Below are 15,962 nucleotides of genomic sequence, written 5' to 3' on the forward strand. Positions count from 1 at the left end.
GAATGTCGTTTTTTTTGTGTGCAGCTCGGTGAAAACTAAAAGTCACTCCAATTGTCTTCCTCGACTGCTTCAGCCTGCTTGCGTTGTTTTTTCGATTGCTTCGGACGCTCATACTTGTATTGTTGGTATTGTTTAGCACTGCTGTCCGCTCTAGGAATAATCAGTACTAATAGGATGTACAGAAATACTGGTGCACCTACTAAAACAATGCTGATGAATACAAAGATCACTCGTGCGATGGTGGGATCGATGCCGAAATACTCTGCGATCCCCGCGATCGTTCCTGTTACCATTCTATTTGTTTGTGATTTTGTCAATTTTTTTCTCATGTGGGTCATTCCTTTCTAGTTGTCAGTATCCTTCAAGAAAATATTGCCGGCCTTCGATGAAACTTCAATCTGAGCGGGCTCTCCTGCTGATCGTTGGAAATGCAACACCTTTTGAGTATTGCCATTTCTTTCCTGCAAGGTTTCACAATTTGCGAATCGATAGTTGATCGTTCCTATTCCGGTTTTTGCTACGCCTTCGATCCCGACTTTCTGCGGCAATGATACTTTGACGTTTCCGTTGACCGATTGAGCTTCGATTTTTTTCAGATCATCGTTTCCCGCGGTTACCTTGATATCACCGTTGATTAATGAATACTCAGATCGCACGACATCCGCTTTGGAAATGATCGTTCCAGTCACTGTCTCAATCAACGCAATCATAATCTGACCTTCACGAATTTCAACATCGTTATTGGTTCCTTCAAACTCCAACATCGAAGCATCGAGTTCTTTGATCAAAATAGTCCCATTGGTCGCCTTAATCGCGACATTCTTAGCCGCAATGTTTTCAATCATCAAGTCGCCCGTTAATAAACGAACGGATAAATTATTATATTGTCGTTTTGGCAAGTAAATGGTCAATCGGGCATCGACTCGTTTATTTGGTACATGGAATAGAATTCGATAATCGTTAATATCAATTTGACTGCGTTCTAAGAAAGCATCGATTGGATTAGGTTCCGGCATCTGACCTAAAAGTGCGACCGTCGCCTCAACTTTTATATCATTGACAGTCTTATCGTCCCACGTCTTCAAGATAACCTTTCCTTTGGCTAATTTGATATCAATTGTTCTAGCATCAATGTCTTCAAATGTAAATTGATGGCTGAAATGGGTTTTAGCAGTTCCTGTAAATTTTTGATTAAGCCTTTTCCAATCAAAATCATTATTTACCTTGTCGGACACGCGCTCGGTGGTTTTGGTGACCATTCGTGCAATCCGGCTCGCCCAATCATTTGGTTCCTCATGAGGACGATCCATCGGACGGTATCTTTGTTCTTCGAAATCGTCCGGTACTTCAAAGAAACCATCTGAGACGTATGGCTGCTCAGGTGTGGCAAAAAGATCTTGATCAATCGCTCTGCGTTCATGCTTCAACAGTTCAATCTCTTCTTCCATTTCACTCAGTTCGATTTTCATGCTGTCATAGATTACTTTATTTTCAGGCGAGATGATTCCTAGCTCCGTTTCAAGGTTTAGTTCTCTAAACTCTTCCTTTTTCTCGCGCAAGGTTTCTATTTTTGTCTGCAACGCTTCATCAAATTCATCGATCTTAGATTTCACCGGATCAGCTGCTTCTGGTTCTGGCGCCTTGTTTTCCCACTCGTCGATCATGCTGGAAACACTATCGGACGGTTGTGGTTTTTCTGGAATCTCTTCTTCGAACGTTTCTGGTTCCTGTTCTAATTCCTGCTCTGGCATTTCTTCAGAGCCTTCTTCTGGTTCCCAGTCATCTTCGTGCTCTAGTTCTGGTTCATATTCCGGCGTTGCTTCGAATGTTGGCTCATTTTCAGGTTCTGAGAATTCTTCAGATACTGTATCCTCTTCAAAATCTGGAGTTTCATTGGATTCTGCCGCTTCTTCAGTTTCTACCGCTTTTTCGTAGTCAGAAGAATCATCTGGTTTAGATGCTGCATCAAAAGCATTTTCTTGTTGTGGTGTTTCTTCAAATTCTGGATTATTTTCAGTTTCTAGTACTGTTTCCGGTTCTGACGTTTTCTCAGCTTTCTGTTCTGGGTCCTTTAAGCCAAGACTTTCCAGTAAATCTAAACCTTCTTCAGGTGATAGGATACCTTTTTTAATAGATTCTATAATCTTCTCGCGTTCGTTCATGCTGATCTCTCCTCAACGAATTCTTCTATGAGTCTATTATGCACAAAGATTTTCCACTCGTCATGGGTCGAAAGGACTATATTTGATGGAATAAATTTGATATCAAGAAGTCTGATTAGTTAAAGTAAACGTCGCAACTGGTAGCTAATTCGTTTGAAATAAGACAACTTTTTCAAAAAACGAAAAAGCTTCTTTGATTCCCATCACGCATACGATTATGCTAAACAGCTTGAAATCTATATTTACTAGTCAAATTAATCCCTTTCAAACTAGATAAACTGCAAGAAATTGGACTCGCAGCTAACTCACTAAGTAGTAATCATTTTTCTAAAAACCAGAAAAATGAGTCTTATTTTCGCTTCGCATACCATTGCACTAAACGTCTTGATCAAAGGTCCAACCTGAAATAAATAAATCTGTCCTCAAAAAAATATACTGCGAAAAGTGCAACTGGCAAAAAGAGTGAACTGTTTTTTTATTAACAGTCCACTCTTCTGATTTATATATTCAAACTTGGTGGTGATCAAGCATTGTTTTTTTTGATTAGAAGTCGCTCCATGCATCGTCAGCGACTGCTTCGGCTTGTTTGGCTTGGCTGCCGCTTGAGTATTCATAAGGTTGTTCGTAGCCACGGCTATGGTTTTCTGCTTTGGGAACTAGAAACATTAGTAGCAAGTAAAGCAGGATTGGTGCGCCTTCTAGGAAAAAGCTGGAGAAAACAAAGATGACACGTGCAATAGTAGGATCAATTCCAAAGTAGTCTGCGATTCCGGCTAATGTTCCTGTTAATACTCGATTATTTTGTGATTTCGTTAGTTTTTTCATTTTAATTTTCTCCTTTTATTTTCCAAAAACACTTTTTTGGAACCCGTTTTGATTTTTGATTTCATTTCCCACTCGCGATGTGTTTTTATCTTATGACTATATTATGCTCAATCTTTCTTGATTCGTCATAGGTCGAAAGGCGGATTTTTCATCTAGTTATTTGGTATGAGTTTTTCTAGTTCCTTCTGCAACTCAATTAATTGACAGCAGTAATACAAGGATTTAGAATGCAGACGATTAGATATCTAACTAAAAAAGAAAGCAGGTTGATGGAAATCTTCCCGTTCGAAAAATTCCAATCAGAAAAAGAGTTGAATCTTCCCTTACACATTTATAATCGCGGGGTTCGTGGGACTACTACTAAAGATCTGTTGGAACATTTAGATACCTTGATTCTCGATTTACAACCCAGCAAGATTTTCATGAACATTGGCACTAACGATATTGGCTTCGGTGTATCAGAGGAAGAAACTCTTGCTAATTACTTTACGATCGTAAAGAAAATCAAGGAAAAACTTTCCGATACGAAAGTCTATGTGAGGAAATTCTATCCGATCAATTCCGTTGATGAATTCGTTGATCCTCGTTCAGGCGAAAAAGGTCGTTATTCCGATCAGCGAACCAATGAAAATTTGACAGCAATGAGTGATAAAATCGAGCAACTTGCGGAGCAATATGGGGGCACATATATTGATGTGAATGAAGGTTTATCGGATAATACCGGAAATTTGCGCAAAGAACTGAGCTTTGACGGCGCCCATATGCTGCCTGCCGGTTACGAGATTGTCTTAAATAATATGATAAAGTATTTGATATAACCCTCCCTCATGGTGGCTGGAAAAATAATTGAAATATGATAAAGTTGATTTTATATGAAAAAGAAACTAAAGATTTTTCAGAAAGGACTGTCCGTTTGATTCAGATTCGTGAAATGACACTTAACGATAAACCGCGATTACGACAGCTCTACTTAGAAAGCCGCCGTACCACTTTTTATTGGGATGATCCCGAGTTGATGCATTTAGAAGATTTCGACCGTGATACTGAAGATGAGCTGGTCTTTGTTGCGGTGTCGCAGCAAACGATTATTGGTTTTATTTCTCTATATTTACCGGATAATTTCATTCATTGCCTTTTTGTGGACAGTCATTTCAAGGGGCAAGGAGCTGGTCATCTACTTTTGGAAAAAGCGAAGCAGGAGCTGCAATTGCCAATGAAATTGAAATGCTTATCACGGAATACTCCTGCACTGGCTTTCTATGAAAAAGAAGGCTGGGAAAAAAATCATGAAGTCAAAGTGCCTGATGCTTATTGGAAGATGGTTTACCAATAGTTTATCGCGGCGCTTTTTTCTCTATTGCCCCTTGAATCATCGGCCATTTATCATGGTCAGGCCATGCTGAAAAAGCCCGACTCTTTTGGTACAAGGCTTCATTTTCTTTGATTGCTTCATTGGAAAGCGCCATATCCGACTGAATGAGTATCAAATGCTCCACCGTTTCCGGAGCTGGCGCCAGCATCTGAGCCACACTGAAATAACGCAACAAAGTAATCCGCTGCGAATTGACGTTTTGCTCCCACTCAGACTGTTTGCGCGCCCAATCCAACAGCGACTGAACCTCCTCAAGTTGCGGCAAAATATAATTTTGTAGATCTGCACGAATATAATCTTGAGCTTTTTCCACATCCATATTCTGCCGCTGATAGCTCTTATACCCATCAATACAATAATCCGCGCCGTTTCGATAGGGATGAAGATAGCCGCAATCCGGCAATAAGAGGCTTTCCCGGATGAAAGAAAATTCTACCATCCGATACTTCAACTCCTTCAAAGGAATCTCTGCCGGAGCGCTCCCGATATTGAACCAAAAAGAATAACCCGTCGCAGGCGAATTAAAACGCGAGCTTTGAACATTCACAATGACACGACAATCATTCCGCAGCGCATGATAAGTCGTGCCAGAGATCTGGTAGCCGGCCTTTTTAAATTCTGATTTGACCACTTCTCGCAGAATAATTTCTTTTTTCTCTTTAGATTCCATTATACAGCCGCTCCTTTTAAATTCGTATGATTTCTTCTATTCTAGCATTTGAGTTGTATAAAATAAAAAAATGCTTGCATTTTGATTAAGAACATGTGAGAATAAACACAAATAGTTCTTCAGGGCAGGGTTTAATTCCCGACCGGCGGTGATAGTCCGCGAGCCTTTTGGCTGACTCAGTGCAATTCTGGGACCGACAGTACAGTCTGGATGGAAGAAGAAAAGCGTGTGTTTGTTGATCGTTCAGATGACAAACCCTATTTGAATCAATCAACTACACCTTTTTCTACTTTGACTGTGCCTTGCAAATGTTGTTGTAAGGTTCTTTTTTATGTTTTAAGAAAGGTGTGTTGAAATGAAATTTACTGCAAGAAAACTAGTGATGATCGCGATTTTTGGTGCTCTCTCTTACGTGCTGATGCTCTTCAAGTTTCCGCTGCCATTTATGCCGCCGTTTATGGATTTTGATTTGGCAGGTATTCCAGAATTGCTGGGGACGTTCTTGTTGGGACCTGTTTCAGGGATCTTTATTGTGCTGATCAAGCTCTTAATCAAATTAGCGACAGTCGGAACCGCTTCGATGTTTACTGGTGAAATCCAGAACTTCATTTTAAGTCTTAGCTTCATTTTGCCTGCTAGTTTACTTTATCAGCGGTCGACGAACAAAAGCTCGGCTTTAAAAGGGATGCTGGCTGGAACAGCGTTAGTTACTTTTGTTGCGTGTCTCTCAAATGTGTACTTCATTATTCCTTTTTACACTAGGCTTTACGGAATGTCGATGGAAGCGATCATCGCTATGACACAGGCGGTCAATCCATTGGTAGACAGTGTTTGGAAGCTGGTAATTATCGGGATCGTTCCCTTCAACTTGTTCAAATATGGTGTCACCACCGCCATCGTTTATTTCTCATTAGATCGATTGCGGGCAATTTTTCTTAGACGGGAGTATTTATAGTGGAATTTGAAGCAGCAGTTGAGCAATTTTATAAAAAACTGGGACGAAAAAAGATCATGGCTTTGGCAACGAGTTTGAATGACCATGTCATGGTGCGTAATGTCAGCGCCATTATTCATGAAGGAAGAATTCTGTTTAAAACCGATAAAAACTTTCGTAAAACCAAACAACTCATCGAGAATCCGCAGGTGGCGATTTGCTACTGGGGTGTTCAGATCGAAGGTATCGCGGTTAATCATGGTCTAGTCGCAAATCAAGAAAACAAGTATTTCCAAGAGTTGTATCAAAAATACTGGGAGAAAAGCTATAATGCTTATCCTCATAAAGATAGCGAAATCCTGATTGAAGTCGTTCCGAAACTCGTTGAAATCTGGGATCAGGACAAGGATGATCGTGGATTCCAGCTGTTTATCGATTTTGAACAAAAAACAGCAGAGATTGAAGAGTATGATTAATTACTGATTTATCCAAAAACAAAGCCAAATGACTGTTTACTATTCAGATAGATAGTAAACTGGTCGTTTGGCTTTACGTTTGTAAGGTATTTTTCAAAAAGACGTTTCACTTAGCTGCTATCCCTTCCCAAATAAGCTAATCGGCAAATCCGTCTTTTAGCGCTGCTTCTTCGTTTGCTTCGCTCCTTTGCGCAAAGATCCCTCTAAATATTTTTCTGCACAAGGGGCCCACGATAAAATACTGCATTAGTAAAGCCACTCCGAAATTTAGAAATGACGTTTGAATCCAAACAAAAATGAAATCTGTTCCAAAACTAGTATTCATTATCGTTCCTAAAAGCTCATCATCGGAACCATAGAACAGACGGTAAACGTTTGGATACAAAGAATCTTGATCAATGGTCTTTCATTGCCTACTAAAACTTTGACACTCATTAATTTTGAAAATTTACTCGCTAAAAAGAAAGCGAGGAAGAAACCAATGATCCATTCCAATAGAAAATGCTTGGCTTCAGCAATGATACTCCTGCCTGATAACCCTCCCATATTAAGCGATACATTATAAACACCCATGATAAAAATCATTATTCCTGAATTCAGAAAAGTAAAAATAATTTCTTGACCTTTAGTTTTTGGCATATTGAACTCCTCTTCTTAATAAAAAGAAGAAAGAAAAATGTTTCTTTTCTTTCTTCGCTAATTTTCTCTATACGCTAACTTTTTGCGTCTTTTCGCCGCTTAGCGGAATCGGAATGTACGCTGTTCGAGCAACGACATTTAAAGTAACCTCATGCTCCCCTTTGCTTAATCCGCCTGACTGTAACACACGGATTATAGCTGCTTGATTGTATTCCCATTTATAAAAAGTAACTGTTTGCATTTCATCAAGAGTAAACCAATTGATCTGGTCTACTGTGAAGCGGATGTTCTCTCTAGGAACTTCGACACCATCAGCGACTACTCGCACATTTGATACCATTGACAGTGGGACCCCTCGATAATAGGGAATATAAGTTTCGACTTCATAGCCGATCGTTTCATTATTTTCTACGACATTCCGAAAAGATTTCTCTTTAAAAATGTTTCCATCAAACATATTAATTCACTCTCCTTATTGAATTTGCTGTAAAATATTTTTGATCATCTTTTGGTGCTCGATTATTTGCTCCTTTTCGACCATCGGATTCCCAGGCAGTACCCAACGATTTCCTTCATATTCGGTCGATACATAACCTTCAAAACCATTGTCTTTCAAATAATTCAACATTTCCCAATAATTAATCGATGTTTCTCTGCCATCAACCATTTCGTAAAGCTTGAAATGGAAATGCTTAATGTATTTGATATAAGGATCCATCACACTTAGCGGTAAGTTTTCATAACCTTCAGCCAGATGCAAGTATGTCCGATCGTCTTTATTCTGAACGACTTGCTCAAGTTTTGCTTCAAATTCTGGTGTAGGATTATTCGCATAGCGGAAATAATCTTCACCATTTTCAAATAATTCTGCCACATAGTCCACAACACTATCTGAGATATCATAAACTTCTCGGCAATATTCTGTGTATACTTTTGGGGGTCTCTTACAGAATAATCCCATGTCTACAACAATTCCTAAATATGGAGAATCCAACCGTTTGATCTCCTTTAAGAAATCCTCTGTTTCTTTTACTCCAAATCCTAACCCTGCGTGTAACTCAATTGCCATCGTGATCCCATGTTCCTCTGCAAAAGGTAAAACGGGTTCCACAATATCTGGTGGTGTCATAGAAACTAAGCGAATCAAGTTAAAACCTAAACGTTTCGCCTGCAAAATTTCTTTCTTAATTAGATCAATGCACTCTCTTTGTGTGAGCGTTCGATTATTGTAGAGATTGGTATTTAGAAAAACATCGGCACAAACTAATTCTGTACTGTATTTTTCTACCAACGAATCCCATTTAGCTAATTCCTCTTCTGATGGTTGCGGTGCGCCATGAATCATTTGATCTGGCAGAATTTCTACTCCATCTACATCATTCTCGGAAAGAAATTGGAAGATATCTTCCAAACTCATTCGTCCATTCATATATTCATATTGCAGACTGTAAAGACTGACACATGTTTTTATTTTTCCCATTTCGTTCATTCTCCTTTAACGTGTTCTTGAAAAAGTGATGCCCATTCTTAAAAAAAACTTTCTTCTCATTGGAATCTGCGAAAAGTTGAGCCACTCTATTGAAGATGCAAAAATTTGAAACAAATTTTCTTATTGTCGTTGGCATACGATTCCACTAACGTATTAGAAATACTTAGTGGAACTCGCAACTGACATTCTTATTCTTTTTCAGCTAATTCTTTTACGATTTGCGCATGCTGCGAATCTAATTTATAAAAAGCGATGACGATTGCTTGTAAAATACTGCAAACGATCGGTACAAGATAAAACAGCATGCCAATATTATTTGAAACTGCTGGTGTAACATTGTTCGCGTTGTATCCAATAAAGGCTAGGATATAGCCGATCGCTGCTGCACCTAAAGCATTTCCTACTTTTGTCGCAAAACTGTATCCGGCATACAAGGTACCTTCTGCTCGATGTCCGAATTTCCATTCATTATAGTCGACTGAATCCGAAATCATTCCGAAGACTGACCCATTACTAATATTATTGATAGCACTTGCGATAAAGAATACGATGACAAAGATCGTCATATTATTTTCAAATAGCATCAGTGAAGCATATAAAATACTGAACAGGATCATCGCATAGATATTGGCCTTTCGATGACCAAATTTTTGTATAACTTTGCTTGAAAAAATCGAAGAGGCAAACATTGCCACGTACATAGACGGCATCAAGATTGAGACCATCGTTGGATTCTTTAAGACATATAGACAGAAATAAATTGTCAAAGTTACACGAACACCAATTTTTACAAACATCAATAAAGCAAACAATGTCGTTTGCAACCACGGCTTATTCTTGAAAGCATGCTTGTACGTATCAAGAATATTGATCTTCTGATGAGAAACTGTCGCAGTTTCAACATAGCGTTCCTTACAGTTTCTAACGACGATCAGAAAGCCAATTGAACCCACTACTGCGAAAAGAACTGCTGTAAATACAAATCCTTTTTGTTGATTGCTACCACCAAAAAAGTTTACTAATGGCATTGCTAAAGCTGTTATAAAAATATTTCCTAATGCCATCCCAGCGACCCGTAGACTAGAAAGTTGAGATTTTTCTTGTCCATCCCTAGTCATTAATGTCATCAGAGAGCCGTACGGTACATTCACAATTGTGTAGGCTAAACCAATTAAGATATAAGTCACGTAAGCGTAAACAATTTTCCCGCCATCAGAAAAATCAAAGTAGCTGAACGTCAAAACCAGTAAGACAGCTAACGGAATAATACCAAAAAGAATATATGGTTTGGTTCGACCATATTTTGTGTTCGTGCGGTCAACAAAGCCACCAACAATCGGATCTGTAATCGCATCAATAATCCGCGCGACTAAAAACAATGTACCTGTTGCGGCAACCGGTACTAAAGCAACGTCTGTATAAAAGAATAATAAGTAACTACCGACAAAACCCCAAACCATATTGGATGAAAAATCTCCTAGTCCAAAGCTGATTTTTTCTTTAGAACTAAGCTTTTCTGGTACTTGGATTTTTTCTTCTTTGACTTTCATCTCCATACTTTTCCTCCGTTTCTATTTCACGAAACAGGGATTTCCCCTGTCTCGCAAAAAATGACTTCTAAAGTTCCACAACTTTTCCTGTTTCAGCTGATTTATAAATGGCCTCTAAAATTTGTGTAACAACAATTGCTTGTTCTGGTTTCACCAAAGGCTCTGTATCATTAATGATAGCATCCACCCATTGCAAAGCCTCAGCGTCTTTTTGTTCTAACTGATTAGATGAAAAGCCAAACACTCCGCCTGCTGCAGAAGGTTGTGTTTCCTCTAATTGATTGTGTTTCGCTTGATTGAAGACCACATAACCCTGATCGGCAAAGGCTTTTCCGAACATTTCCGCTCCGCCTTCAGTACCGCATAAAGTTACTTGCGCTTCTTTCGGATTGATCATATTTAGTGCCCAAGCTGCTTCTAAAAAGATCGTTGCACCATTTTCCATCTTGACTAAGCCAAAGGCTGAATCCTCCGTTTCAAATGAATCTGGGTCCCAAGGTCCAAACATATTCGCCATCGGATTATCTTTTAATTTTTGATAAGTCGAACCTAGCACTGTTTTAGGTTTGTAATTATCCATATACCACAGCGTTAAATCTAAAGCATGAGTCCCAATATCGATCAACGGACCGCCACCTTGCTTTTCTTTATCGGGAAAGACACCCCAAGTCGGCACACCGCGACGACGGATCGCATGAGCTTTAGCAAAGTAAATGTCTCCTAGTTCTCCTTTGCTGCAGGCATCATAAGTTGCCAGCGAGTCTGCTCTAAATCTATTTTGATAGCCGATCGTTAGTTTTTTTCCTGTTCGTTTCGCTGCATCCAGCATCTTTTTCGCTTCTTCGTAATTGATTGCCATCGGTTTTTCACACATTACATGCTTCCCAGCTTCTAAGGCATCGACAGTAATCACTGAATGCGAAACATTAGGCGTCAACACATGAATAACATCAATTTCTTTTTTCGCTAAAACTTCCTTATAATCTGTACTAACAAATGCGCCTGCAACCCCGTACTCCTTTGCGGCTTTCTCCGCTCGTTCCGGAACGATGTCGCAAAAGGCCACCATCTCCACTTTATCGGAAAGTTTTGCTAGTGCTGGAAAATGTTTTTGATTTGCGATCCCTCCACAGCCAATAAATCCAAATTTCAATTTAGTCATTGATTCTTCCTCCTATTTGTTATCGTTTACAAGTATTAGTATAGTAGGATTCTTCAATCTATTCTGTGTCGCAATCCCTATAATCAATCTGCTTTTTTTCTAAGAAATATTTTTTTCATTCAAATCGAAAAATAGTGCATCTCTTTTTTTCTAGACAGAATTATGTACCTGTTCTCTAAAAGTTTTTTAGTTAAAACAAAAAGAGCAAACAAAATTTGGGGTGATTGTTTGCTCCTAAAAAATGGTTGGGTTCTCTTTTTTTGTTAAATACATTTTTTTATCTTATAGGCCTGACCTCCTTTCAAAGATAAAATCTCTATTCCTCTTTCGAATAATTTGTCATAACTCCTTTATTAATTCTCTTTCATTTCTCCACTTAGACTACATTGGAGAAAATCTAGTTATACTAATTTCTCGATTGTAACCAGACGAATCTCATTTGCTATCAGGTTATTTTTGATAGTCAAGCCATCTTCTTCTGTCTTATTAAGTTCAACTTCAAACAGCGGAACACTGATATTTCTCAAATAATCAATTTCTCTTTGACGCAAAATCCGTTGATTTCCGACACGAGAGATATTATTGATCAAACTACCATTTTTACTGTTTACCACTTGAGATTTTATTCGATAGTTTGAAACATCCACACCCTTTAAATGAATAGCGACTTCTTTTGGCAGTGTATCTTCAAAAATATTCAGATAAAAATCAGAGCTGATCTCAGATTCATCGTGAAGGAAATAGAATTGGTTCAAATGCTTATAATTAGACATTAATAGATAGATCGTTTCATCCTCATCTTTTGTCACCAGAAGATCTTGTGTTTTATGGATTACTTGAGAACCCATTTGCGAGAGAAACTCAAAGGCATAAAATGCGGGCTTCTTGATATTATCTTTGGTTATCAAGCCCGCTCCTCCATGAATAAGCTGGTGCGTATCATTGAACTCACCATATAGATCCGAAAGCAGCCAATAGCCTAAGCCATCTACATATTCGACAGAATCTAAAATGCTTTTAAAAATGAAAGCTGCTTTAAAGCAACTATCCTGTAAATAATTCCGATTGGAAATTGAGAAATTCCATTCGGTCACAACTAAAGGAATCTGCTGAAAATTTCCCCTATCAAGAATTGTTCGGACTAACTTCAAATTTTTCGAAAAATAAGTTTGATCCGGAGAAATTCTGTTTTCTATTTGCGAACCCTCTTCATCAATAGAATTCATAGGATAGAGATAAATCGAGAAAAAGTCAGGTTTAACTATTTCTTTTCCCCATCTCTTGATAAAGCGTTCCATAAACGGTTTTTCTAAATCGACTGACAATCCACACCCACCTAATTTACACTTAGGAATAAAGCGCTTTAATATTTCATTAACACGATTAAAACGATCAATATACAATTCGGTCTCTTGATCATAAAGCTTCCCATCCTTCATAAATTCATCCTTATCAAGGGTGACGGTCAAATTGGTTTTCCATAATTCAAAATGCCACTTAGAAACCTCTTCCTTGCCCCAGCGATTGATGGCAAAACGAATGAACGCTTCTAGTATTTTTTCCCATTCTTTATTTTCAAAAAATGGTAGACTCCCTGTCTTATTAGAAAAAACTCTACGGTTTGTATTTCGATTAATAATAAAGGGCTTATCGCCAATCTCCAAAAAAGGGACAAGATCATTGCTGAGCATAAGATCGATTACTTTTTCGATCTTTCTAAAATTAATCTTTTCTACCTCCTGTAAAGAAATGATCTCTTCATCAAAAAGTCCCCACACACGACCATAAAAGTAGCCAATCATTTTTTGTGTATCGACTAATTGTTCTTTGAATCCATATTGTAGAACTGATTCAATCGAACCTAAATTGACTAGATATTTCCAGTTAGACAGTTTCTCGTTTGACGCATCTTGAACATCGATTTGATACTCTTCGTAAAAAGCCGTCTGCTTGTTCGTACTTGAGATTAATTTTTCAATCTCTGCTGAAACGAACTCATCGTCGGTTTGCTCTTCTTCCTTTTCCTCATAGTCTTTCCGATATTTAGCAGGTGTAGCCTGATACTTTTCTTTAAACGCCTTATTGAATGAAGAAACATTGGGAAATCCTGTATCTAATGCAATTTGAATAATCGGAGCTTGTGTATGTCTGATTTTTTGTTCAGCAATATTAAGTCGGCGTTCGGTTACGTAGGTTAGAAATTTCTTCCCGGCTTTTTTTTGAAAAAATTTTGATAGCGTCGAAGAGGACAAATAGAATTTTTGAGCAATTTCATTTAACGTCAGCCTGTGCTGATAATTCTCATCAATATAGTTGATAATTTGAAAGAACAGCTCGTCATCTTTACTGTTATCAGATGCGAAGAATCGATTCTCCTCGCTAAAATACTCTGTAAAAACGATCTCGAGCATCCGGTAATAAATAGCATTGATCGCGTTCGTACTATCGCGATTCGTATTATAATATTCGCCTAGCAGCCTTACTAATAAATTCTTGAACTCAATGTCACTGCTGCTTGTCGAGATAGCAGAATTTCCATTTAAATGCTGCTTATTATATAACAGCTTTTGATTATGTCCTTCTAGCTGTAAAACAATAAAAATGACTTCCCCGGTAATTTTTTTGAAATCACCTAAATGTAGCGGCTTGTTTAATAAGAAGAAATCGCCATAACCCAAGTTATATTTCTTTTCGTCATACATGAAGGAAGTCTTTTCACTCATTGATGGAATCCAGCACGGCTGCTGCACTGCTTTCAAATGCTTTATCTTCTACTTCAATACAGGTAAAGCCATCATAGCCAATATCGGTTAATGCAGAAACATATTTTCCCCAATCAACATCCCCTAATCCAGGAAGTTTCGGGCTCATATACTTCAGCGGTGTAGCCATGATTCCTACATCATTTAATTTTTCAGCATAAACTTTGATGTCCTTGTAATGAACATGGAAAATCTTGTCTTTGAATTCATACAACGGTTTGATGTAGTCGATTTGCTGCCAAATAAAGTGAGATGGATCATAATTTAATCCAAAGTACTCACTATCAAGGATCTTGAATACTTCCCTAAAAATTTCAGGTGTAGTCATTAAGTTTTGACCACCCGGCCATTCATCGTCAGTAAACAGCATCGGACAATTTTCAATCGCAATTTTTACCTTCTGCACTTCCGCATGTTTAATAATCGCTGGCCAAACTTTTTTTACCTCTTCAAGATTTTCATTAACTGATTTTGATGGCATTCTTCCTACAAAAGTCGTAACCATCCCAACGTTCAGCATCTTTGCTGCATCAATCACAGTTAGTAAATGATCAATCACTTCTTGCCGTCTCGCAAGGTCCTCATCTAATGGATTAGGATAATAAGCCAATGCTGAAATTTCGACATTCTTTTGACGGCAATAGTTTAAGATTTCCTCTGCCTTTTGTTCAGTTAAATTGGCTGTATCAATATGAGAGACACCTGCATATCTCCGTGCTGCTTTTCCAGCCGGCCAACAAGCGACTTCCACACACTCAAGACCATTTTCCGCTGCAATATCGATCATTTGTTCAAAATCATATTTTTCTAAGATTGCTGATACTAATCCAAGTTTCATTTTTACTTTCCCCTTCTATTCAAATTTGATTGACTCATGTTTTTCTGCGGACAATCGAATCGTGTCAACCAGCTTCATCAATCGCAGGATTTGCTCTGGCTTAACCACCAATTCTGATTTTCCCTGCACATACTCGTAATAATTATCGAAAAACATTTCATGCTTCACATCGACTTGCGGCAATTCTTCCGTGACGATTCTTCCCACTGGTGGTGGACCAAAGGAGCGCGTCGGGCCTGCGGGTGTCATCGCGACTTGACCAGGAACACTTTGAAGCAGCTCACTTGTTCGAACGATCGATCCTTGAGGAGCAAAGCCATCGATATTGGCACTACCCTTATTTCCGCCCATAAACCAGTGATGTTCAAACCATTTTTCCTTAGTATTCAAATAATACGTCCCCAATTCGATTTGTGCATTTACGCCGTTTTTGAAATAAAGTTGGATATTGAAGTAATCATCCACCTTTTCATTAATGACGTTTTTAACATCCGCATAGACGGTTTCGATCTGCTCTGGAATCATAAAAAGAATCTGATCGATCAAGTGAACTCCCCAGTCAAACAGCATCCCTCCACCATACTCTGGATACACATGCCAATCATGCATATTTCCATTGAAGCCATAGAGACTGCTTTTGACCGTAAACAAGTCACCCAGCGTCTGCGAATCATAAATTTCTTTCGTAACACGATAATCTTTATCCCATCTTCTTTGATGATGAATCGTAAAATGCACTCCTGCTTGCTTCACGATCTCTAGCATTCTTTCAACTTCTCCACCATTCATACCGGCAGGCTTTTCAAGAATAATATCTTTTTTTGACTGAGCAGCTTTTTCTACCATTTCTAAATGCAGATGATTTGGTACAGCAATAATTACCGTATTGATTTTAGGGTCACTTAGTAAATCGTCTGCCTCCAACCATTTCTTTACCTCATTTGACCCACAATCTAACTGTGCAGGATCACTATCACAAATGCCAATTACTGTTGCATAATCCAAATGCTCAACTGTTTGCGCGTGTGTTTGTCCCATAAAACCGAACCCGATAATTCCGACTTTTAACATGTTAATTCTCCT

At 38.5% G+C, this 15,962-nt stretch carries 17 protein-coding genes and 1 riboswitch; of the genes, 4 read left to right on the top strand and 13 right to left on the bottom strand.

All coding sequences use genetic code 11. The features are described 5' to 3' along the window. Positions 1-35: 35 nt before the first annotated feature. The 3 genes from AC4J95_RS05675 to AC4J95_RS05685 all read right to left on the bottom strand — a co-directional run bounded on the left by AC4J95_RS05675 (position 36) and on the right by AC4J95_RS05685 (position 2,987). Positions 36-329 (bottom strand): PspC domain-containing protein, encoded by a 294-nt coding sequence (locus AC4J95_RS05675; protein ID WP_494548993.1) that lies wholly within the window; start codon positions 327-329, stop codon positions 36-38. 15 nt (positions 330-344) lie between these two features. Further along, positions 345-2,162, bottom strand: coding sequence for a daptomycin-sensing surface protein LiaX (gene liaX / locus AC4J95_RS05680; protein WP_494548994.1), 1,818 nt, complete (start codon positions 2,160-2,162; stop codon positions 345-347). A 543-nt stretch (positions 2,163-2,705) separates the two neighbouring features. Continuing rightward, positions 2,706-2,987 (bottom strand): PspC domain-containing protein, encoded by a 282-nt coding sequence (locus AC4J95_RS05685; RefSeq protein WP_494548995.1) that lies wholly within the window; start codon positions 2,985-2,987, stop codon positions 2,706-2,708. A 227-nt stretch (positions 2,988-3,214) separates the two neighbouring features. Here AC4J95_RS05685 and AC4J95_RS05690 point away from each other — a divergent pair, with 227 nt between their 5' ends. Both AC4J95_RS05690 and AC4J95_RS05695 read left to right on the top strand, forming a co-directional pair. Further along, on the top strand, positions 3,215-3,805 hold the full coding sequence (locus AC4J95_RS05690) for a GDSL-type esterase/lipase family protein (RefSeq protein WP_494548996.1): 591 nt from the start codon (positions 3,215-3,217) through the stop codon (positions 3,803-3,805). Between the two features lie 95 nt (positions 3,806-3,900). Continuing rightward, positions 3,901-4,320, top strand: coding sequence for a GNAT family N-acetyltransferase (locus tag AC4J95_RS05695; protein ID WP_494548997.1), 420 nt, complete (start codon positions 3,901-3,903; stop codon positions 4,318-4,320). Between the two features lies 1 nt (position 4,321). Here AC4J95_RS05695 and AC4J95_RS05700 read toward each other — a convergent pair whose 3' ends face one another. Next, positions 4,322-5,029: a DUF4304 domain-containing protein gene (locus tag AC4J95_RS05700; RefSeq protein WP_494548998.1), complete on the bottom strand. Its 708-nt coding sequence runs from the start codon at positions 5,027-5,029 to the stop codon at positions 4,322-4,324. 111 nt (positions 5,030-5,140) lie between these two features. Then, positions 5,141-5,255: riboswitch (FMN riboswitch) on the top strand. Between the two features lie 129 nt (positions 5,256-5,384). Here AC4J95_RS05700 and AC4J95_RS05705 point away from each other — a divergent pair. After that, positions 5,385-5,984, top strand: coding sequence for an ECF transporter S component (locus AC4J95_RS05705; RefSeq protein ID WP_494548999.1), 600 nt, complete (start codon positions 5,385-5,387; stop codon positions 5,982-5,984). Then, a complete protein-coding gene (locus tag AC4J95_RS05710) occupies positions 5,984-6,439 on the top strand; it encodes a pyridoxamine 5'-phosphate oxidase family protein (protein WP_494549000.1) in 456 nt (151 codons plus the stop codon). Before AC4J95_RS05705 ends, AC4J95_RS05710 begins: the two co-directional genes overlap by 1 nt. Before the next feature lie 136 nt (positions 6,440-6,575). On the opposite strand, the gene AC4J95_RS05715 is transcribed toward AC4J95_RS05710, so the two are convergent. From AC4J95_RS05715 to AC4J95_RS05755, 9 genes are all read right to left on the bottom strand, one after another. Beyond that, positions 6,576-6,764 (bottom strand): DUF2798 domain-containing protein, encoded by a 189-nt coding sequence (locus tag AC4J95_RS05715; protein WP_494549001.1) that lies wholly within the window; start codon positions 6,762-6,764, stop codon positions 6,576-6,578. 8 nt (positions 6,765-6,772) lie between these two features. Further along, positions 6,773-7,078 (bottom strand): DUF2798 domain-containing protein, encoded by a 306-nt coding sequence (locus AC4J95_RS05720; protein ID WP_494549002.1) that lies wholly within the window; start codon positions 7,076-7,078, stop codon positions 6,773-6,775. A 67-nt stretch (positions 7,079-7,145) separates the two neighbouring features. Further along, positions 7,146-7,535, bottom strand: coding sequence for a C-glycoside deglycosidase beta subunit domain-containing protein (locus AC4J95_RS05725; RefSeq protein WP_494549003.1), 390 nt, complete (start codon positions 7,533-7,535; stop codon positions 7,146-7,148). A 15-nt stretch (positions 7,536-7,550) separates the two neighbouring features. After that, on the bottom strand, positions 7,551-8,558 hold the full coding sequence (locus tag AC4J95_RS05730; protein WP_494549004.1) for a sugar phosphate isomerase/epimerase family protein: 1,008 nt from the start codon (positions 8,556-8,558) through the stop codon (positions 7,551-7,553). 197 nt (positions 8,559-8,755) lie between these two features. Beyond that, a complete protein-coding gene (locus tag AC4J95_RS05735) occupies positions 8,756-10,123 on the bottom strand; it encodes an MFS transporter (RefSeq protein WP_494549005.1) in 1,368 nt (455 codons plus the stop codon). Between the two features lie 61 nt (positions 10,124-10,184). Continuing rightward, positions 10,185-11,279 carry a Gfo/Idh/MocA family protein gene (locus AC4J95_RS05740; protein ID WP_494549006.1) on the bottom strand — a complete coding sequence of 365 codons (1,095 nt, stop codon included), beginning with the start codon at positions 11,277-11,279 and terminating at the stop codon, positions 10,185-10,187. A gap of 401 nt (positions 11,280-11,680) precedes the next feature. After that, complete coding sequence (locus AC4J95_RS05745; protein ID WP_494549007.1) at positions 11,681-14,002, bottom strand: GH39 family glycosyl hydrolase; 2,322 nt, start codon at positions 14,000-14,002, stop codon at positions 11,681-11,683. Continuing rightward, complete coding sequence (locus AC4J95_RS05750; protein WP_494549008.1) at positions 13,995-14,879, bottom strand: sugar phosphate isomerase/epimerase family protein; 885 nt, start codon at positions 14,877-14,879, stop codon at positions 13,995-13,997. The genes AC4J95_RS05745 and AC4J95_RS05750 overlap by 8 nt, the downstream gene beginning before the upstream one ends. A gap of 15 nt (positions 14,880-14,894) precedes the next feature. After that, on the bottom strand, positions 14,895-15,950 hold the full coding sequence (locus AC4J95_RS05755) for a Gfo/Idh/MocA family protein (protein ID WP_494549009.1): 1,056 nt from the start codon (positions 15,948-15,950) through the stop codon (positions 14,895-14,897). Positions 15,951-15,962: the final 12 nt, after the last annotated feature.

This window comes from Enterococcus sp. GPZ-007 (genome assembly GCF_059374735.1).